Raw genomic sequence first — 15,529 nt, 5'->3', positions numbered from 1 at the left:
TTGCATATTATGAAAATGTTGAGCAACTGTGCCTGTCTGTTTCATATACTTGTAATAAATGCTCAACATTTTTTCAACGATAGACAATAGAAAAGGAGTGCCTACATTATGCCCAATGAAAATCCAAATGAGCGGCTCGGTAAATTAATAAAGAAACTGTTAAAGGAGCGCGCTCTATCTATGCGCCAACTAGGAACACTTACAAATATTGATCCTGCAACAATTTCAAGAATAATTAATGGCAAACAACAACCGAAGCAAAACCATTTACAAAAATTCGCAAACTGTCTACAAGTTCCACCGCAATTATTACTTGATGAAATGTACCCTGACTCTCCACACATAAATAAGGAAAAAGCAGATATGTACACATCTCTCGATACAATTCAGCAAACATTACAATCCTCTAACCTATTCGACTTCGAATACACAACAACTCGTGTGAAACAAGAACTTGAAAATTACGAGCGCTATGCTCAAACTACTGAAGGCGAAAAACGTATTCACGAGAGTTTCAAAAGTAAAATAGAACAAATTGATAGTGCTGGTCCTTTCATTGAGCAATTAACAAATATGTACCAACAATTTTGTACAGAAACCATTTCAACCGAAGAGCGTGCAATTATTGGGGGTGCCTTACTATATTTCATTTTATCAACAGACATTATCCCCGATTATCTTTTTCCAATCGGCTATTTAGATGATGCGATTGCCGTTGAATTAGCTAAAGAGAAATTAATTGAAATAAAACGAAAAACATAGAAAAATAAAGAACTATTTCAGTTGTTTATGTTCAACTCTGAAATAGTTCACTAAAAAAGCGTACAAGTACATACCTGCATGATTTCAACATACTAATCTATTTTTTTGTATGACACCATTCATATATGAACGCTGTTATTACTTTTGTAAATTCAATTAACTGCTCAACTTCAACTTTCTCATTTATTGAATGAGCTTCTTCTAATGTACCTGGTCCGTAAATAACAGCTGGAATGTTAAACTCACTAAACCATCCGCCATCAGTTACCGTTGCTGACATATTTAAAATTGCATTTTTAGATAAAATAGATTCATGTACTGAACTTAGCGTTTTTACAGCAACATGTTCGCTATCTACTTCTAAAGAAGGAAAAATTTCGCCACGATCCACAATCATTGATTCTCCGCCCCACTTAAATTGTGGTGGGTTCTCGCTTAACCATGGATCTGCTGCTGCCACTTTTCCTAAATACTCTTCTATTTCTTCTATTATTTGTTCATGTGTTTCATTTGGATAAAAGTGAACCGTAACCCATAATCGGCACTCATCCGCAATAAATGCTGCATGGCGCCCGCCTTCAATTACTGCTGGGTTAATTGTTGTTGTTCCTGATGGATATCCTTCATAGGTTTTCATTACCGCCCAATGACGTTCTAGCTCCTGTAAACTTTGGACAATCTTCATCATTTTCTCAATTGCACTTGCGCCAAACAAACGGCCTCCAGCATGAATCATTTGTCTACGTGTTGCATCATGAAACGTTTGCGGGCTCTTCACAGTAATCCATCCCGTAATTACGCCGCCCTGTCCTTGCATATGTAAATCACTCGTATCCACTACTACCGCAAAATCAGCATCGTACCCTCTTTTGCAGCATTGAAGTGTACCAGCTTCTCCAACTTCTTCCCCAATTACCGATTGAAAAATTAAATCTCCAGGTAATTCAATCCCCACTTCTTCTAAAAGCTGAATAGCAAATAAGGCTCCAGCTAGTCCACCTTTCATATCTGCCGCGCCTCTCCCAACTAACCAACCATCTTTTATAAACGGCTCAAACGGCTTTGTTTCCCACGGCTCGTCCGCTGTTACTTCTGCAACATCTATATGCCCATTAATAATGAGACTTTTATGTGACTCACTTGCTGTCCCTTTTTTCACTCCAACAACATTCGGATCATTCGGATATACATCCCACTTATCAATACTAAAATTTCGTTTTTTTAGAAACTCTGCCACAAATTCTTGCGCCTCATTTGTATTTCTTGCTGGTGGTGCTGGTGTTTCAAAGCGAATTAAAGCTTTTGTAAGTTCTAGTAGCTCGTCTTTTCGTAAATCAATCTGTTTTAATAGCTGTGAAACTTCTTGATTCATTGCTAATTCCCCTTTGCATACGTAGTATGTTTCCAGCTTTATTTTTACAAAAAAAGAGACTGTTTACAATTCTACAGTCTCTAAATTCCTTGTTATTATAAATTCAATTTCAACTATAAACTTTCTAATTCTGTTGTATTCATCTTTTCGATATGTTCTATTTTACTTTTCTTACTTCTTGTAGCACGGTAAAACAGTAAACAAACGATCATAAATGGAATACCACAATATAATGCCATTCTTTGTTCTGGAATAAAAGCCATAGCTACAATTACTGTTAAATTTAATACTAAAGCAAGAATTGGAACAAATGGATACAGTGGTGTTTTAAATTTCAAATCCTTAATATCTCCCCCTTGCTTCACGTATGTCCTTCTAGCTAATAGGTTAGATAAAGCAATAGATGCCCAAACTAATATCGCTCCAAACCCAGCAATAGAAAGAAGCCATAAATAAACTGTATCTTCCGCATAAATACCTGATAGTAATGAGAGACACCCTACAAACGTACTTACAATCAATGCATAAATAGGAACACCGTTTTTAGATAACTTACCAAAAATCGGGCTAATCATTCCTTGATTAGACATAGACCATAGCATACGGGAAGTTGCATATAATCCTGAATTCGCAACTGATAGTACAGCTGTAATAATAACGAAATTTATAATATCAGCCGCATAAGGAATACCAATTTTATCAAATACAACTACGAATGGACTTTCTATCACTCCTGCTTGCTGCCAAGGAAATAGTCCCGCAAGAATAAAAATAGATAGTACAAAGAAAATAAGTATGCGCCAAACTGTATTATTAATTGCCTTCGGGATAGTTTTCTCTGGATTTTCACTCTCACCAGCTGCAATACCAACTAGTTCTGTTCCTTGGAAGGAAAAATTAACTGCAATCATCGTAATTAAAATGGCTGATAATCCATTTGGGAACAATCCACCATAATCAGTAAAGCTAGAAAACATCGGCGCTGGTTCATTTCCTTTCATATCTAGAAAACCAAACATTGCTGCCCCGCCCAAAATGATAAATGCAATAATTGTAATTACTTTAATACTTGCAAACCAGAATTCAACCTCCGCAAAACTTCTTGAAGATAACGCATTAATAACAAAGAGCAATGCGGCAAACACTACGCACCAAATCCATGATGATACATCTGGAAACCAACGTTTCATTAATATACTAACTGCAATTAATTCAATGCCTATCGTAGCCGTCCAGTTTAGCCACGACATCCATCCCACTACATAACCCGCTGCAGGTGAAATATGTTTTGTAGCATATGTTTGATACGATCCTGCATCAGGCATCGCAACCGCTAACTCTCCAAGACAGAGCATCGTTAAATACATAACAAATCCACCGACAAGATACGCTACAATTGCTCCTCCAGGTCCAGCTTCATGAATTGTATAACTGGATCCTAAAAAAAGCCCAGTACCAATAACCCCTCCGAGTGCAATCATAAATATGTGCCGACTTTTCAATTCTCTTTTTAATCCCTGGTTTTGATCCATCATATAAATCCCCCCTTTTCACTTAGCAAACCCTTTTAATGTAAGCGTTTTTAAAACCCTTCATAGTAAAAATAATTATTAAAAAGTGCAAAATACATATTACTACTATTAATCACTACCTGTTATTAAAAGGTCATCCCTCACTGTTATTAATAATTTTTGATCAGCGATAGCTTCTCCTTCTATCACTTCTAATGATTCAATATAACCACTGATTCCCACTTTAATTTCTACTTTCTGTTTATCTATCGTTTCAATTAACGCTAATTTTTCCCACTCATATACGTAAGAACTTTCAGTAACAAATAATTTCTCTACTTTCCCGTAACAAGGACTATACACACCTTCTACAACCGTCTTCACTTTATAAATTCCTCCCTCTTATTAATTGGCACTGAAACGTTGCATAACCTATAAAGATTCCTAATCCCCCTACTCTTTAAATTTAGAGATCTCAACTACTATTCATGCAAAATACGTACCAACCTCAATACCTATGTAAAATTAGGATTTCTTACGAAAAAAATCTGCATAACCGCAAAATTTTTCTATCATTTGAAAAGTTTTAAGAGAAAATAGCAAAAAAATTTTGCGATTTTATGAGAATTTTAATAAAATTATAAAAAGTCAGTCTTCATAGGGTATAACGAGGAGAAGATAATTCATGTATACAGAAGAAATCAATTTTAAAAAGATTATTGAAATGAATATGCTATATGAAACTTTACTAAATGAACTAGATATTGGGATTCACATTATTAATGAGGAAAGTAAAACGATTATCTATAACCGCAAAATGATGGACATTGAATCAATGGACCGCTTAGATGTGCTATATAAAAATCCTTTAGAAGTATTTGCATTTGAAGAAAATAAAAATAGTACTCTTATAGAAGCATTAAAACTTGGAAAAACAAACAAAAATATAAAACAAACGTATTTTAACAATAAAGGACAAGAAATTACGACGATTAACGATACTTTTCCTATAATAGAAAATGGAAAAATTAAAGGCGCTATTGAAATTTCAAAAGAGATTAGTCATTTAAAGCAAACAACGAAAACGAACCTTTCTCGCAAACAAAATACTAAGTTTACCTTTGATCACATAATTGGTGATTCTAGAGCTATTCAATCAGTCATTGCAGAAGCAAAGAGAGTAATACGTACATCCTCCTCCATACTTATCATCGGAGAAACAGGGACCGGTAAAGAGCTATTTGCGCAAAGCGTCCATAATGAAAGCCAGCGTTCAACAAAACCATTTATTTCGCAAAACTGTGCCGCTATACCAGAAACCTTAATGGAAAGTCTACTATTTGGTACAAATCGAGGTGCTTTTACAGGAGCAATAGATAAACCTGGTTTATTTGAAGAAGCAAACGGCGGGACTTTGTTATTAGATGAGATCAACTCATTAAGTCCAACACTTCAAGCTAAATTGCTGCGGGCTATACAAGAAAAAACAATACGAAGAATCGGAGGCACACAAGAAAAAGAAATTGATGTTCGTATTATAGCAACTATTAATGAAGGTCCTCTTGAAGCCATAGCACACAATCGATTAAGACAAGACTTATATTACAGATTAAGCGTTGTTACTTTATGTCTTCCACCTTTACGGGAACGAAAAGAAGATATTGCATATCTTGTTCAACACTTTATTGAAAAATACAATATCCAATTTGAGCTTAGCGTAAAAGATGTAGATTTAAACGTAAATAACTTCTTCTATAAATACGATTGGCCTGGTAATGTGAGAGAACTAGAACATATAATTGAAGGCTCCATGAACTTAATAGAAGATGAAGATATCATTACAGCGTTCCATATGCCAACGCACTTTCGCGAACTAGCAAAAAAGGAACTCAATATGCAGACTCCGCTAACTAGTCACAATACTGATACACCACAGACTTTAAAACATATAATCGAAGAAATGGAAAAGAAATATATCCATCAAATTCTTAAAGAGAATAAAGGTAATATCTCACAAGCCGCAAAATTTTTAGGATTGAGCAGACAAAACTTACAATATCGAATTAAAAAATTACATTTACACATATAAAATGACTCTCTCCAAGTACAAGTAATCATTTGGGAAAATATGTTATAATATACATATAACATGCTAGAAAGGGGCTATATATATGAGTAATGATAAAAAATTAAAGTTATTACAATACTTATACCTTCTCCCTGCCGTTCTATGTATGATGTTATTCATTAATGCTGATATGAGCAGCTTTCCTCATGCAAAGCTCTTAGGCACAATTAGTGGCTCCTTTGCAGCTATTATGCTTGCTGCTTTTTGGAATTTGAAGCTACGTATGAAGAAAGAACGCTCTTCTTGAACTAACAAATTCTATTGTTTACTTATTACCAGGTGTTTTATTATTAATCGGCGGATTAATGGGGATTTTCCGAAAAGATAAGACTACTGCATCAGCATAAAAGAAGAAGCACTCAAATGAGTGCTTTTTTCTTATCCATATCTTTTCTAAAACTCAATCTTCTCCAAGTACAATCCACTCGCCTCAGCAAGACAATTAATTTGATTACGTTGTTTTTCCTCTAAAATGTTTGGAATTGCGTCCGCCTCTAATTGCCCTAATCCAACTTCAATTAATGCTCCAACAATTTTCCGCACCATGTTATGAAGGAATCCGTTACCACTTACTCTAATTTGTACAAATCCTGATTCTTCGGAAACATCAAGTGTATACACTTCTCGAACCATAGATTTTTTCTTAGACTTTGCATTTGAAAAGGCAGTGAAGTCATGTGAACCAACTAAATGTTTCGCAGCTTCTTTCATGCTTTTCACATTTAATTGTTTATTCACGTGCATGCTGTATTTACGCATAAATGGGTTCGTATGCTCTTCATTCCAAATTTTATAAAGATATGTTTTTGCTTTAGAATTGTAACGAGCATGGAAACGATCTGGTACTTCTTCTACACTCGTAATACTAATATCATTTGGTAAATATTGATTTAAATACTTTTTCACTTTATGTTCTACTAACTTCTCATCACTTTGAAAGTTAGCTACTTGATTCAAAGCGTGTACACCAGCATCCGTTCTACTACAGCCGATAATTTCAATTTCTTTTCCGACCATTTCAGATATTATACTTTCGATTTTCCCCTGAATCGTATTGTCATTATTACCAAGACGTTGCCACCCTTTATAACGCGCACCATCATATTGAATCGTCAATTTATAATTGTTCATCGTATTCTCCTTACTTCCATTCGCTAAATAAAATATACCCTCACATAACTCCTGCTTTGTGAGGGACATATCCTTATTGAATGTTACTTTCTAACAAGTTTCACTACATTTTCTACATGAGCTGTATGCGGGAACATATCAACTGGTTGTACATACTCCACTTCATAGCTCTCCATTAATGTTTCCACATCACGTGCTAATGAGGAAGGGTTACAAGACACGTAAACAACTTGTTTCGGTTTCACTTTTAAAATCGTTTCAAGTAATTTATCATCACAACCTGTACGCGGTGGGTCGACAACAATGACATCTGGACGCCAGCCTTCTTTTACCCACTTTGGTAACCATTGTTCCGCTTTACCAGCTTCATACTTTGCATTTGTGAATCCGTGGCGTTTTGCATTTTTCTTTGCATCTTCAATCGCTTCTGGAATTACATCCATACCACGTACTTCCGCTGCATCATTCGCAAGCCAAAGTCCAATCGTACCGACACCACAATATGCATCCACAATCTTCTCGTTTCCTGTTAAAGCAGCTGCTTTTTTCGCTTCATCGTATAAAACAACCGTTTGTTCTGGATTTAATTGGAAGAATGCGCGTGCTGATAATTCAAATGATAAATCACCTAGTGTTTCTTGAATTACTTCTTTTCCAGCTAATTTAAATGTTTTATCCCCGAAAATAACAGATGTTTTACGCCAGTTTACGTTTTGCATAATTGATTTAACACTTGGCATTTGTTTTTGTACTTCTGCGATAAATTGATCTTTATTTGGTAATTCTTCTTTTGTTGTAATAAGTGTGACTTGTACTTCCCCTGTTTGAACTGCAGTACGTGTCACAATTGTGCGTACTAAACCTTTTTGTTTTTTCTCATTGTAAATAGAAACATTTAATTTTTCTAATATACGTCTTACAACTTTTGTCGCTTCATTCGTTGCTTTATGTTGAATCATGCAATGAGAAATATCAATTAACTGATGTGAGTTTTGCTTATATAACCCTGTAATAACCTTTTCGTCTTTACGCCCCACTTGCAATTGACTTTTATTACGATAATGCCATGGATTTTCCATACCAAGCGTCGGGCGAATTTTCTCTTCCAGACTGTTATTCATATACTTTTCGAATGCTTGTACAACGATATCACGCTTTTGATTTAACTGTTCTTTATAATCTAAATGCTGCAATTGACAGCCACCACACTCCTCATATACTGAACATGGTGCTTTCACACGATGTGGTGATGATTTACGAACTTTTTTCACTTTCGCTTCAGCGAAGCCACGCTGAATTTTCGTTGCTTCAGCAACAACTTCTTCTCCTGGTAATGCCCCTGGAATGAAAACAACTTGTCTCTTAAAATAACCAACGCCTTCTCCGTTAATCCCAAGACGTTTAATTGTCACAGGAAACGTTTGACCAACTTCCAACTTACTCTCTTGTTGCTTTTGTATCATTATTACACCTCTACTCTATACTTTTCCATAAATATAACGCTGCATAACTGCAATATGGTTCACACTCTTGTTTCACTTTTTCTAAAAATACATCATCAGGCTTATTATCTAATTGAAATATACCTTGAAGTGCACGCCTAATCCCGATATCTGCTTCCGGAAACATGTTTTTCCGGCCAAGCCCAAACATTAAAAAGTTTTGCACTGTCCATGCTCCAATACCCCTTATTGGTAACAATTGTGCCGATACTTTTTCTTCTGTTTCGTTTTCTATCCTTGCTAAATCTAATTTACCGCCCACAATATGTTTTGCTAATCCTACTATATATTCAGCTTTTCGCTGACTAAATTTCTGCTCTCTCAATTCCTCTATTGAAATATTCGCTACTCTTTCTGGTGTTGGGAAAAAGAAAACGCCGTTCTTCTCTGTCCCATATCGTTTTACAAATTGATCTGTTAGCGCCGTAGCAAATTTTAAATTTATTTGTTGATGAATAATACAACGAAGAAGACAAGCGAAATAATCAAATTCTAATATAATTGGAGTATAAGCATATGTTTCAAACAGTGGACGTAATGATGTGTTTAAAAAATGATCTTGTATATTTTGAAACGGTTCATTCCAGTGAAAAATGGACCTCATTCGTTTCATTACTTTCTCTTGATCTCCTGCCTGACTAGAAATCCAAAACTGTGGATTTTGAACAGTACCAATCCCTTGCAAACGAACAACAATTTGTTCTTCGTCTATAAAAAGCGGGACATAGATTATTTTCTCGTCTAATTGAATGACGTTTAACGGGTCGAAAGATAAACGCTTTAGCACTTCTTCAAAATGGTACGGATATTCTAACGTAACATGTTCGCTCCACATACGTTTCCCCATCCTTTTTACACATCATTATAGCATGAGAAAACCGCAAGCATACATGCTTACGGTTGATTGCTTTTTACTAAATCATCTAGGCTTTTAAAATGATACCCTTTCTCGCGCAAATCATCAATGATTTTCGCAAGTGCTTCTGCATTATCTTTTGATATTGCATGAAGTAACAAAACAGATCCTGGATGAATCATAGTCATCACATTATTATGAGCGTATTGCCATCCTCTTTGCTGATCTACTTTCCAATCAAGAAATGCAAGCGACCAAAACACATTATAATATCCCATTTCTTTCGTAACAGCTAACGTTCTTTCGCTAAATACACCTCGCGGAGGGCGTACATATTTCACTTCTTTTTGCCCTGTTACCTTTTTAATCTCTTCCGTTACGCTCGTTAATTCTTCACGAAGTTTTGCATCATTTACTGCTGTAAAATCTGGATGACTCCAAGAATGATTACCAATAATATGTCCTTCATTTTTCATTCTTAATAATAAATCTTTTTGTGTTTTTATATAATGTCCCGTCACAAAGAAAGTTGCTGGTACTTTTTTCTCCTTTAATACATCTAAAATCTTTCCTGTATATCCATTTTCGTATCCATTATCAAATGTTAAATAAATATCTTTTTTCTTCGTATCTCCTAAATAAAACCCACCATTTTTTTGTAGTAATTCTGTATATAGTTTCCCTGCATCTGGCACCGTTTCATTTTTAGGACGTGGGATTCCCCAGTTATGTGGTGTATTCGTATAAGCAAATGTTGAAACTGGAACAAGTGCCATCATAATTGAAAAAATGAGACCTATATATAACCATTTATATTTCATAAATAGTCTCCTTTCCATATATAATCGTACCTGTAGTTTCTGTTTTCCTGCTTTCTTTCATGCTGAACATGTTTTTCTATATATACCAAAAAATGCACCTCGAATAATTCGAGATGCACTTCTCTTTACTTAAATACAGGTTCTTTAAAGCTCGCCAATTTTTCAAGTGATGTTTTATCAACATCAGCATGTAGACTTTTACCATGAGAATCCATCGTTACAACTGCTTTAAAACCATCGATACGTAAATGCCACATTGCCTCTGGGATACCGAATTGTAAGAAATCAACATCTTTCACTTCTTTAATACATTCAGCATAATATTGTGCTGCACCACCAATTGCATTTAAGTACACACCACCGTGTTCTTCTAAAGCTGCTAATGTTTTAGCACCCATACCGCCTTTACCAATTACAGCACGAATACCGAACTTTTTCATAATATCGCCTTGATATGGCTCTTCACGAATGCTTGTCGTTGGACCTGCCGCTTTAATTTGCCAATTGTCATTCTCATCTTTCACTACAACTGGACCACAGTGATAAATAATTTGTCCCTTTAAATCTACTGGACAGTCGTTATCCATTAAATGTTTATGAATTGCATCACGTCCTGTGTACATCATGCCGTTAATTGTAACAACATCACCAACACGAAGTTCACGAATTTGCTCTTCTGTAATTGGAGCCTGTAATACGATTTCACGCTGCTCTGTTTGTTCTTGCGCAGCATCTTGCTGAAGTGTATCTTCACCTTCTTGGTATAACCAATCCATAATTTCACCTGTTTCAGGATGAATTGTTACGCCAAGACGACGATATGCCCAACAATTATACGCAACAGATACGTAGAAGCTCGCTGGCAAACGATTATATACTCCAATTTTGCAACCTAATAAAGTTGTTTCTCCGCCAAATCCCATCGTACCAATGCCAAGCTTATTTGCATTCTCTAATACATACTCTTCAAGCTTTTGTAATTCTGGAACTGAATTTACATCATCTAATGTACGGAATAATTGATTTTTTGCTAATTCGTAACCTGATGTGCGGTCTCCCCCGATACCGACGCCGATTACCCCTGCGCTACACCCTTGCCCTTGCGCTTGATATACTGCATGAAGAAGGCATTTACGAATTCCTTCTAAATCACGCCCAGCTCGTCCAAGTCCTTCTATTTCACAAGGCAAGCTATATTGAATATTTTTGTTCTCACAGCCCCCGCCCTTTAAAATTAAACGTGCATCAATGTAATCTTTTTCCCATTGTTCGAACTTAATAACAGGTGTACCTGGTCCTAAATTGTTTCCGCTATTGTCTCCAAAAAGAGAATCAACAGAGTTTGGACGAAGTTTACCATCTTTTGTCGCCCGCTCAAGCGCACTATAGATAGCTTCCTTCAGTTTTAATTGATTCACACCAACTGGTGTATAAATTTTAAACGTTGGCATCCCTGTATCTTGGCAAATTGGCGAGATATTATCATCTGCCATTTTAATATTATTCGTAATTGTGCCAAGTGCCATCGCCGAACGAGTTCCTGCATTTTCTCGTTCTTTCGCTTGTTGAATTGCGCGACGAACATCTTTCGGTAAGTTCGTTGACGTTTCAACAATTAGTTGATACATGCTTTCTTGAAGCTTTTCCATTGTTACTTCCCCCTCAATTGTGAACGCTACCAAAACGTTATGAAATGAAAATTCCATTGTTATACTCTTCAGCTTTTTATTTATCCCGCTATTTGCGGTTTAATGAAATTTTTCACAACTTGATTATACCTTTTTTTCTATATTCCTTCTATTATCCGTACAGAAAAAGGCTGCCAATTTTGTAGTGGCAGCCTTTTTAATATATTATTCGTCTTTTTTAAATTGCTCACATTTCAGTTCTAATTCATCTAACATTGCAAGAAGACGATCTACATCTTCTAATTCTACCTCTTCTGGTTCAATCGTATCAATTACTTCAATGAACATATTTAAACGTTTTTTCAAATATACTAGTTGTGAATCTTTATCTTGAATTGCTTTTCCCATGAAGGCACTCTCCTTTTAATTCGAGTTACTTTTATTATACCGCAAAAATGATGGCTATGGGCATGTAATTTCATCAAATTTGTCTCAGTAATTCATTATAATGTAAGCCCTCTCTCTTTTTTTACAAAAAAGTTTCACTTTATAAAAAGCACATATTCTTCTATTATAGAGAATGGACAAATTGTTATTTCAATAGTCAAAGGAGTATTTCATATGACGATATCACAAATAATGAAGCCGATTACTCCTTCTTACGATCCATGGGAAGCGTATATGGACCTTGAAGAGTACGGCAAACTACTATTAACAAACGTTGAGTTTACAACAACGACGTTATGCAATATGCGTTGCGAGCATTGCGCTGTTGGTTACACATTACAGCCGAAAGATCCAAATCCGCTTCCGATGGAGCTTTTATTAAAACGATTAGATGAGATTCCTTATCTACGTTCTTTAAGTATTACAGGCGGAGAACCTATGCTTTCAAAAAAATCCGTCGACAACTATGTAACACCACTCTTAAAATACGCCCATGAACGAGGCGTTCGCACTCAAATCAACTCAAACTTAACTATAGATTTAGCACGTTACGAACAAATTATTCCCTACTTAGATGTATTGCACATTTCACATAACTGGGGAACAATCGATGACTTCGTTGAAGGCGGATTTGCAATGATGGAGCGTAAACCTACTTATGAACAGCGCGCTAAATTATTTGAAAGAATGATTACAAATAGTAAAGCTCTATCAGAGGCAGGTGTACTCGTATCAGCCGAAACTATGTTAAACAAACGAACTCTACCACATATTGAACATATTCACCGTCAAATCGTTGAAGAAATGGGCTGTAAACGTCATGAAGTGCACCCAATGTATCCGAGTGACTTCGCTAGCACACTTGAAATTTTAACAAAAGAAGAAATTCGAAATGCAATTGAACATTTATTAGAGATCCGTGATGAAAATGTATGGATGCTATTTGGAACATTACCTTTCTATGCATGTAGTGATGATGAACGTGATTTATACACATTGAAGAGATTACATGAAAGTAAAAATGTAACTGTCCGCAATGATCCAGATGGTCGTTCTCGTTTGAACGTAAATATTTTCGATGGAAATATTATCGTAACCGATTTCGGTGATGTCCCGCTTCTAGGTAATGTACAAACAAATACACTACAAGAAGCTTACGACAAATGGTGTGACTCAAAAACAGCAAAATCATTAAGTTGCCATTGTCCTGCCGTGAAATGCCTTGGACCAAATGTTCTTGTAAAAAATAGCTACTATCCAAAAGAAGATTTCTTATCAAAAACATCAAACATTATGTTATAAATAAAAAACGTCAGCTTATAGGCTGACGTTTTTTATTTCATTGTGAATGCGATGAAGAAACAAATTTAAAAAACAAATGATCATGAATTGGAATAGCAGCTCCAATTCCTTGAGAAGTAACATTTTTTACGACAAGCCTTTTTTGATTTCCCTTTAAAACAAGGTACACTTCTCCAAACGTTACTTTTCCTTTTTCATTTACTGCTGGCGTATAAGCATATAAATACCCGAGTTGACTTGGACTAATATTATAAACACGCTCATGTCCTGTACCATAACCAATGGTCGTTTTAAACGAAAGTGGCAATTGTACTTTTTCAAGCGCTTTTAAAAGCATCATTTTTTTCACATCTGTAGCATCTTTCATATCCGCTGTTAAATCGCCTTCGATTGTCTTTTGAGTTTCTTGCTTATAGCGAAGTGGATATAAGCGATCTCCTCCGCGATTATCATATACATTTCGATTTACTTGCTTATATTCCCAATTAATCGATGTGTCTATTGACTCATAATTTAATGCCCATTGACCTAAATAAATTTTCGCTCGGTATCCTACCGCAAGCGGTGCATTCGAAATTGTTGTTTCATTAAACATTCGAATTAAATCAGGGTTTTCAATTTTGATATTTGCTGTTTTCAATAATTCTTGCGCAAACTTACTTGGCTGTAAACGCGGTAAATCTTGTGCGTCATTTGGAAATGTATTATCTTTTGAAATATTTAAAACAGATGAAGGCATTTTTACTTCTACCGTTGTCTTTGCAAAACTACTGTTAGGAAATAATAAAATAAACGAGACCATGGTTGAAAGACATATGCTGTATACTCGTTTCACCTGTCTGGCTCCTTCCTACATAAAGGTATATAAATCTGTATTTATTGTTTTCCCTCTGAAGCATTGTTATCCCTATTTTTCATAATAAATAAAAACCAATTCCCATAATGACATACGCCGCTAATAAAGTGCCTCCTTCAAACCAGTTTGTATCCCCATCATTTGAAATCGCAATGGTTAAGAAAACAGCTGTAATCATAGAAACAAGTTCTGGTATTGTAAATACTAAAGGCATCTTTTGTGCAAAAAGCATCGAAAGAAGTACTAACACAGGAGCAACAAACATAGCGATTTGTAATGTAGAACCTACTGCAATTTCTACTGCGATATTCACTTTATTTTTATATGCCATAATAATCGCAGATGCATGTTCTGCTGCATTACCAACAATTGCAACGATAATAACCCCTATAAATAACTCTGACCAGCCAAACGACTTTGCGACCGTTTCAAAAGTATGTACGAGTGCCTCTGACACATAAGCAACTGCAAGTGTTGCTATCGCTAAAATGAGTAGCGCTTTACCTTTGGACCACTCTGGCTCTTCCTCATGCGCTACTTCATCACTTTTATGTTGATATACACCACGGTGCGTAACTAACTTAAATAGCAATGCAGCAAGGTACATAATAATCATGATAATAGAAACACCAATACTTAATTGATACGTCTTTCCAGCATCCATCTTCATTGAAAAAATCTCCGGAATAACAAAGGCTACGACAACAGCAAATATTAATAAAGCTGAATTATGTCTTGCATCATAAACATTGAAACTTTGTCTTTTATACTTAAGGCCACCTATAAAGAAGGATAACCCTCCTACCAGTAATAAATTTCCAAGTACAGAACCAGTTAAGGAAGCTAAAACAACTTCTGTTAGTCCTGCCTGAAGTGCAAAAATTGAAATGATAAGTTCAACGGCATTACCGAAAGTGGCATTTAATAAACCACCTATCCGAGGTCCAGAAACGATTGCTAAACTTTCTGTCGCCCTCCCCATAAAACCAGCTAATGCAATAATAGTAATGCAGTATACAGTAAACATAATGGTTTGTGGCCAATGAAGTGTTTTTCCGATTACAGAAAGTGGTACACCTATAAGCGCTACTATAAGAAATATTTTATTAAACATGCTTTTCATCCTTCCATCGTATGTATTTCTCCTCGATATTATTATTATTCATCTCCTAACTTGTTCGATTTCATCACAATTACGTTTAAAAAATCGGGT

The 15,529-nt window shown here is 35.6% G+C and carries 15 protein-coding genes; 4 read left to right on the top strand and 11 right to left on the bottom strand.

All coding sequences use genetic code 11. From position 1 onward, the window contains the following. Positions 1 to 108: 108 nt before the first annotated feature. Complete coding sequence (locus tag ACFWDE_RS07485; RefSeq protein WP_002091151.1) at positions 109 to 762, top strand: helix-turn-helix domain-containing protein; 654 nt, start codon at positions 109 to 111, stop codon at positions 760 to 762. A 97-nt stretch (positions 763 to 859) separates the two neighbouring features. On the opposite strand, the gene ACFWDE_RS07480 is transcribed toward ACFWDE_RS07485, so the two are convergent. From ACFWDE_RS07480 to ACFWDE_RS07470, 3 genes are all read right to left on the bottom strand, one after another. Continuing rightward, the gene (locus ACFWDE_RS07480; protein WP_377891191.1) at positions 860 to 2,134 is read right to left on the bottom strand and encodes an acetylornithine deacetylase; all 1,275 of its coding nucleotides are present in this window, start codon (positions 2,132 to 2,134) and stop codon (positions 860 to 862) included. 113 nt (positions 2,135 to 2,247) lie between these two features. Beyond that, a complete protein-coding gene (locus ACFWDE_RS07475) occupies positions 2,248 to 3,669 on the bottom strand; it encodes an amino acid permease (protein ID WP_377891188.1) in 1,422 nt (473 codons plus the stop codon). 105 nt (positions 3,670 to 3,774) lie between these two features. Continuing rightward, on the bottom strand, positions 3,775 to 4,029 hold the full coding sequence (locus ACFWDE_RS07470) for a biotin/lipoyl-containing protein (protein WP_377891186.1): 255 nt from the start codon (positions 4,027 to 4,029) through the stop codon (positions 3,775 to 3,777). Positions 4,030 to 4,330: 301 nt separating this feature from the next. Between ACFWDE_RS07470 and ACFWDE_RS07465 the strand changes: the two genes are divergently transcribed. Both ACFWDE_RS07465 and ACFWDE_RS07460 read left to right on the top strand, forming a co-directional pair. Beyond that, positions 4,331 to 5,734 carry a sigma-54 interaction domain-containing protein gene (locus ACFWDE_RS07465; protein ID WP_377891184.1) on the top strand — a complete coding sequence of 468 codons (1,404 nt, stop codon included), beginning with the start codon at positions 4,331 to 4,333 and terminating at the stop codon, positions 5,732 to 5,734. An 82-nt stretch (positions 5,735 to 5,816) separates the two neighbouring features. Then, positions 5,817 to 6,020, top strand: coding sequence for a hypothetical protein (locus ACFWDE_RS07460; RefSeq protein WP_002151680.1), 204 nt, complete (start codon positions 5,817 to 5,819; stop codon positions 6,018 to 6,020). Positions 6,021 to 6,166: 146 nt separating this feature from the next. On the opposite strand, the gene truA is transcribed toward ACFWDE_RS07460, so the two are convergent. The 6 genes from truA to ACFWDE_RS07430 all read right to left on the bottom strand — a co-directional run bounded on the left by truA (position 6,167) and on the right by ACFWDE_RS07430 (position 12,119). Beyond that, a complete protein-coding gene (truA, locus tag ACFWDE_RS07455) occupies positions 6,167 to 6,904 on the bottom strand; it encodes a tRNA pseudouridine(38-40) synthase TruA (RefSeq protein WP_002139527.1) in 738 nt (245 codons plus the stop codon). Between the two features lie 83 nt (positions 6,905 to 6,987). Continuing rightward, positions 6,988 to 8,367: a 23S rRNA (uracil(1939)-C(5))-methyltransferase RlmD gene (gene rlmD / locus ACFWDE_RS07450; protein WP_002029595.1), complete on the bottom strand. Its 1,380-nt coding sequence runs from the start codon at positions 8,365 to 8,367 to the stop codon at positions 6,988 to 6,990. 10 nt (positions 8,368 to 8,377) lie between these two features. Then, complete coding sequence (locus tag ACFWDE_RS07445; protein ID WP_377891180.1) at positions 8,378 to 9,241, bottom strand: DNA-3-methyladenine glycosylase family protein; 864 nt, start codon at positions 9,239 to 9,241, stop codon at positions 8,378 to 8,380. A gap of 59 nt (positions 9,242 to 9,300) precedes the next feature. Beyond that, positions 9,301 to 10,083, bottom strand: a complete 783-nt coding sequence (gene pdaA, locus ACFWDE_RS07440) for a delta-lactam-biosynthetic de-N-acetylase (RefSeq protein WP_002151671.1) — start codon at positions 10,081 to 10,083, stop codon at positions 9,301 to 9,303. Positions 10,084 to 10,208: 125 nt separating this feature from the next. Next, entirely contained in the window at positions 10,209 to 11,732 is a 1,524-nt protein-coding gene (fumA, locus tag ACFWDE_RS07435; RefSeq protein WP_087963513.1) for a class I fumarate hydratase, read from the bottom strand. Between the two features lie 204 nt (positions 11,733 to 11,936). After that, complete coding sequence (locus ACFWDE_RS07430; protein WP_002091170.1) at positions 11,937 to 12,119, bottom strand: SE1561 family protein; 183 nt, start codon at positions 12,117 to 12,119, stop codon at positions 11,937 to 11,939. 213 nt (positions 12,120 to 12,332) lie between these two features. Here ACFWDE_RS07430 and yfkAB point away from each other — a divergent pair, with 213 nt between their 5' ends. Beyond that, on the top strand, positions 12,333 to 13,460 hold the full coding sequence (yfkAB, locus tag ACFWDE_RS07425; RefSeq protein WP_002113768.1) for a radical SAM/CxCxxxxC motif protein YfkAB: 1,128 nt from the start codon (positions 12,333 to 12,335) through the stop codon (positions 13,458 to 13,460). Positions 13,461 to 13,497: 37 nt separating this feature from the next. On the opposite strand, the gene ACFWDE_RS07420 is transcribed toward yfkAB, so the two are convergent. Then, entirely contained in the window at positions 13,498 to 14,295 is a 798-nt protein-coding gene (locus ACFWDE_RS07420; RefSeq protein WP_078180149.1) for a YfkD famly protein, read from the bottom strand. Positions 14,296 to 14,374: 79 nt separating this feature from the next. Then, positions 14,375 to 15,430: a calcium/proton exchanger gene (gene cax, locus ACFWDE_RS07415; RefSeq protein ID WP_377891175.1), complete on the bottom strand. Its 1,056-nt coding sequence runs from the start codon at positions 15,428 to 15,430 to the stop codon at positions 14,375 to 14,377. Positions 15,431 to 15,529: the final 99 nt, after the last annotated feature.

Source organism: Bacillus sp. NPDC060175 (genome assembly GCF_042728695.1).
Classification (GTDB): domain Bacteria; phylum Bacillota; class Bacilli; order Bacillales; family Bacillaceae_G; genus Bacillus_A.
The sequence above is the reverse complement of the archived record's forward strand: the minus strand, read 5'-3'. Positions and strand labels throughout refer to the sequence as shown.

What these genes read in the sequence shown, in the direction of transcription:
- truA (WP_002139527.1), bottom strand. Translation starts at nt 6,904, where the DNA reads ATGAACAATTATAAATTGACGATTCAATATGATGGTGCGCGTTATAAA.
- ACFWDE_RS07475 (WP_377891188.1), bottom strand. Translation starts at nt 3,669, where the DNA reads ATGATGGATCAAAACCAGGGATTAAAAAGAGAATTGAAAAGTCGGCAC.
- ACFWDE_RS07430 (WP_002091170.1), bottom strand. Translation starts at nt 12,119, where the DNA reads ATGGGAAAAGCAATTCAAGATAAAGATTCACAACTAGTATATTTGAAA.
- ACFWDE_RS07465 (WP_377891184.1), top strand. Translation starts at nt 4,331, where the DNA reads ATGTATACAGAAGAAATCAATTTTAAAAAGATTATTGAAATGAATATG.
- ACFWDE_RS07445 (WP_377891180.1), bottom strand. Translation starts at nt 9,241, where the DNA reads ATGTGGAGCGAACATGTTACGTTAGAATATCCGTACCATTTTGAAGAA.
- pdaA (WP_002151671.1), bottom strand. Translation starts at nt 10,083, where the DNA reads ATGAAATATAAATGGTTATATATAGGTCTCATTTTTTCAATTATGATG.
- ACFWDE_RS07485 (WP_002091151.1), top strand. Translation starts at nt 109, where the DNA reads ATGCCCAATGAAAATCCAAATGAGCGGCTCGGTAAATTAATAAAGAAA.
- ACFWDE_RS07460 (WP_002151680.1), top strand. Translation starts at nt 5,817, where the DNA reads ATGAGTAATGATAAAAAATTAAAGTTATTACAATACTTATACCTTCTC.
- cax (WP_377891175.1), bottom strand. Translation starts at nt 15,430, where the DNA reads ATGTTTAATAAAATATTTCTTATAGTAGCGCTTATAGGTGTACCACTT.
- fumA (WP_087963513.1), bottom strand. Translation starts at nt 11,732, where the DNA reads ATGGAAAAGCTTCAAGAAAGCATGTATCAACTAATTGTTGAAACGTCA.
- rlmD (WP_002029595.1), bottom strand. Translation starts at nt 8,367, where the DNA reads ATGATACAAAAGCAACAAGAGAGTAAGTTGGAAGTTGGTCAAACGTTT.
- ACFWDE_RS07480 (WP_377891191.1), bottom strand. Translation starts at nt 2,134, where the DNA reads ATGAATCAAGAAGTTTCACAGCTATTAAAACAGATTGATTTACGAAAA.
- yfkAB (WP_002113768.1), top strand. Translation starts at nt 12,333, where the DNA reads ATGACGATATCACAAATAATGAAGCCGATTACTCCTTCTTACGATCCA.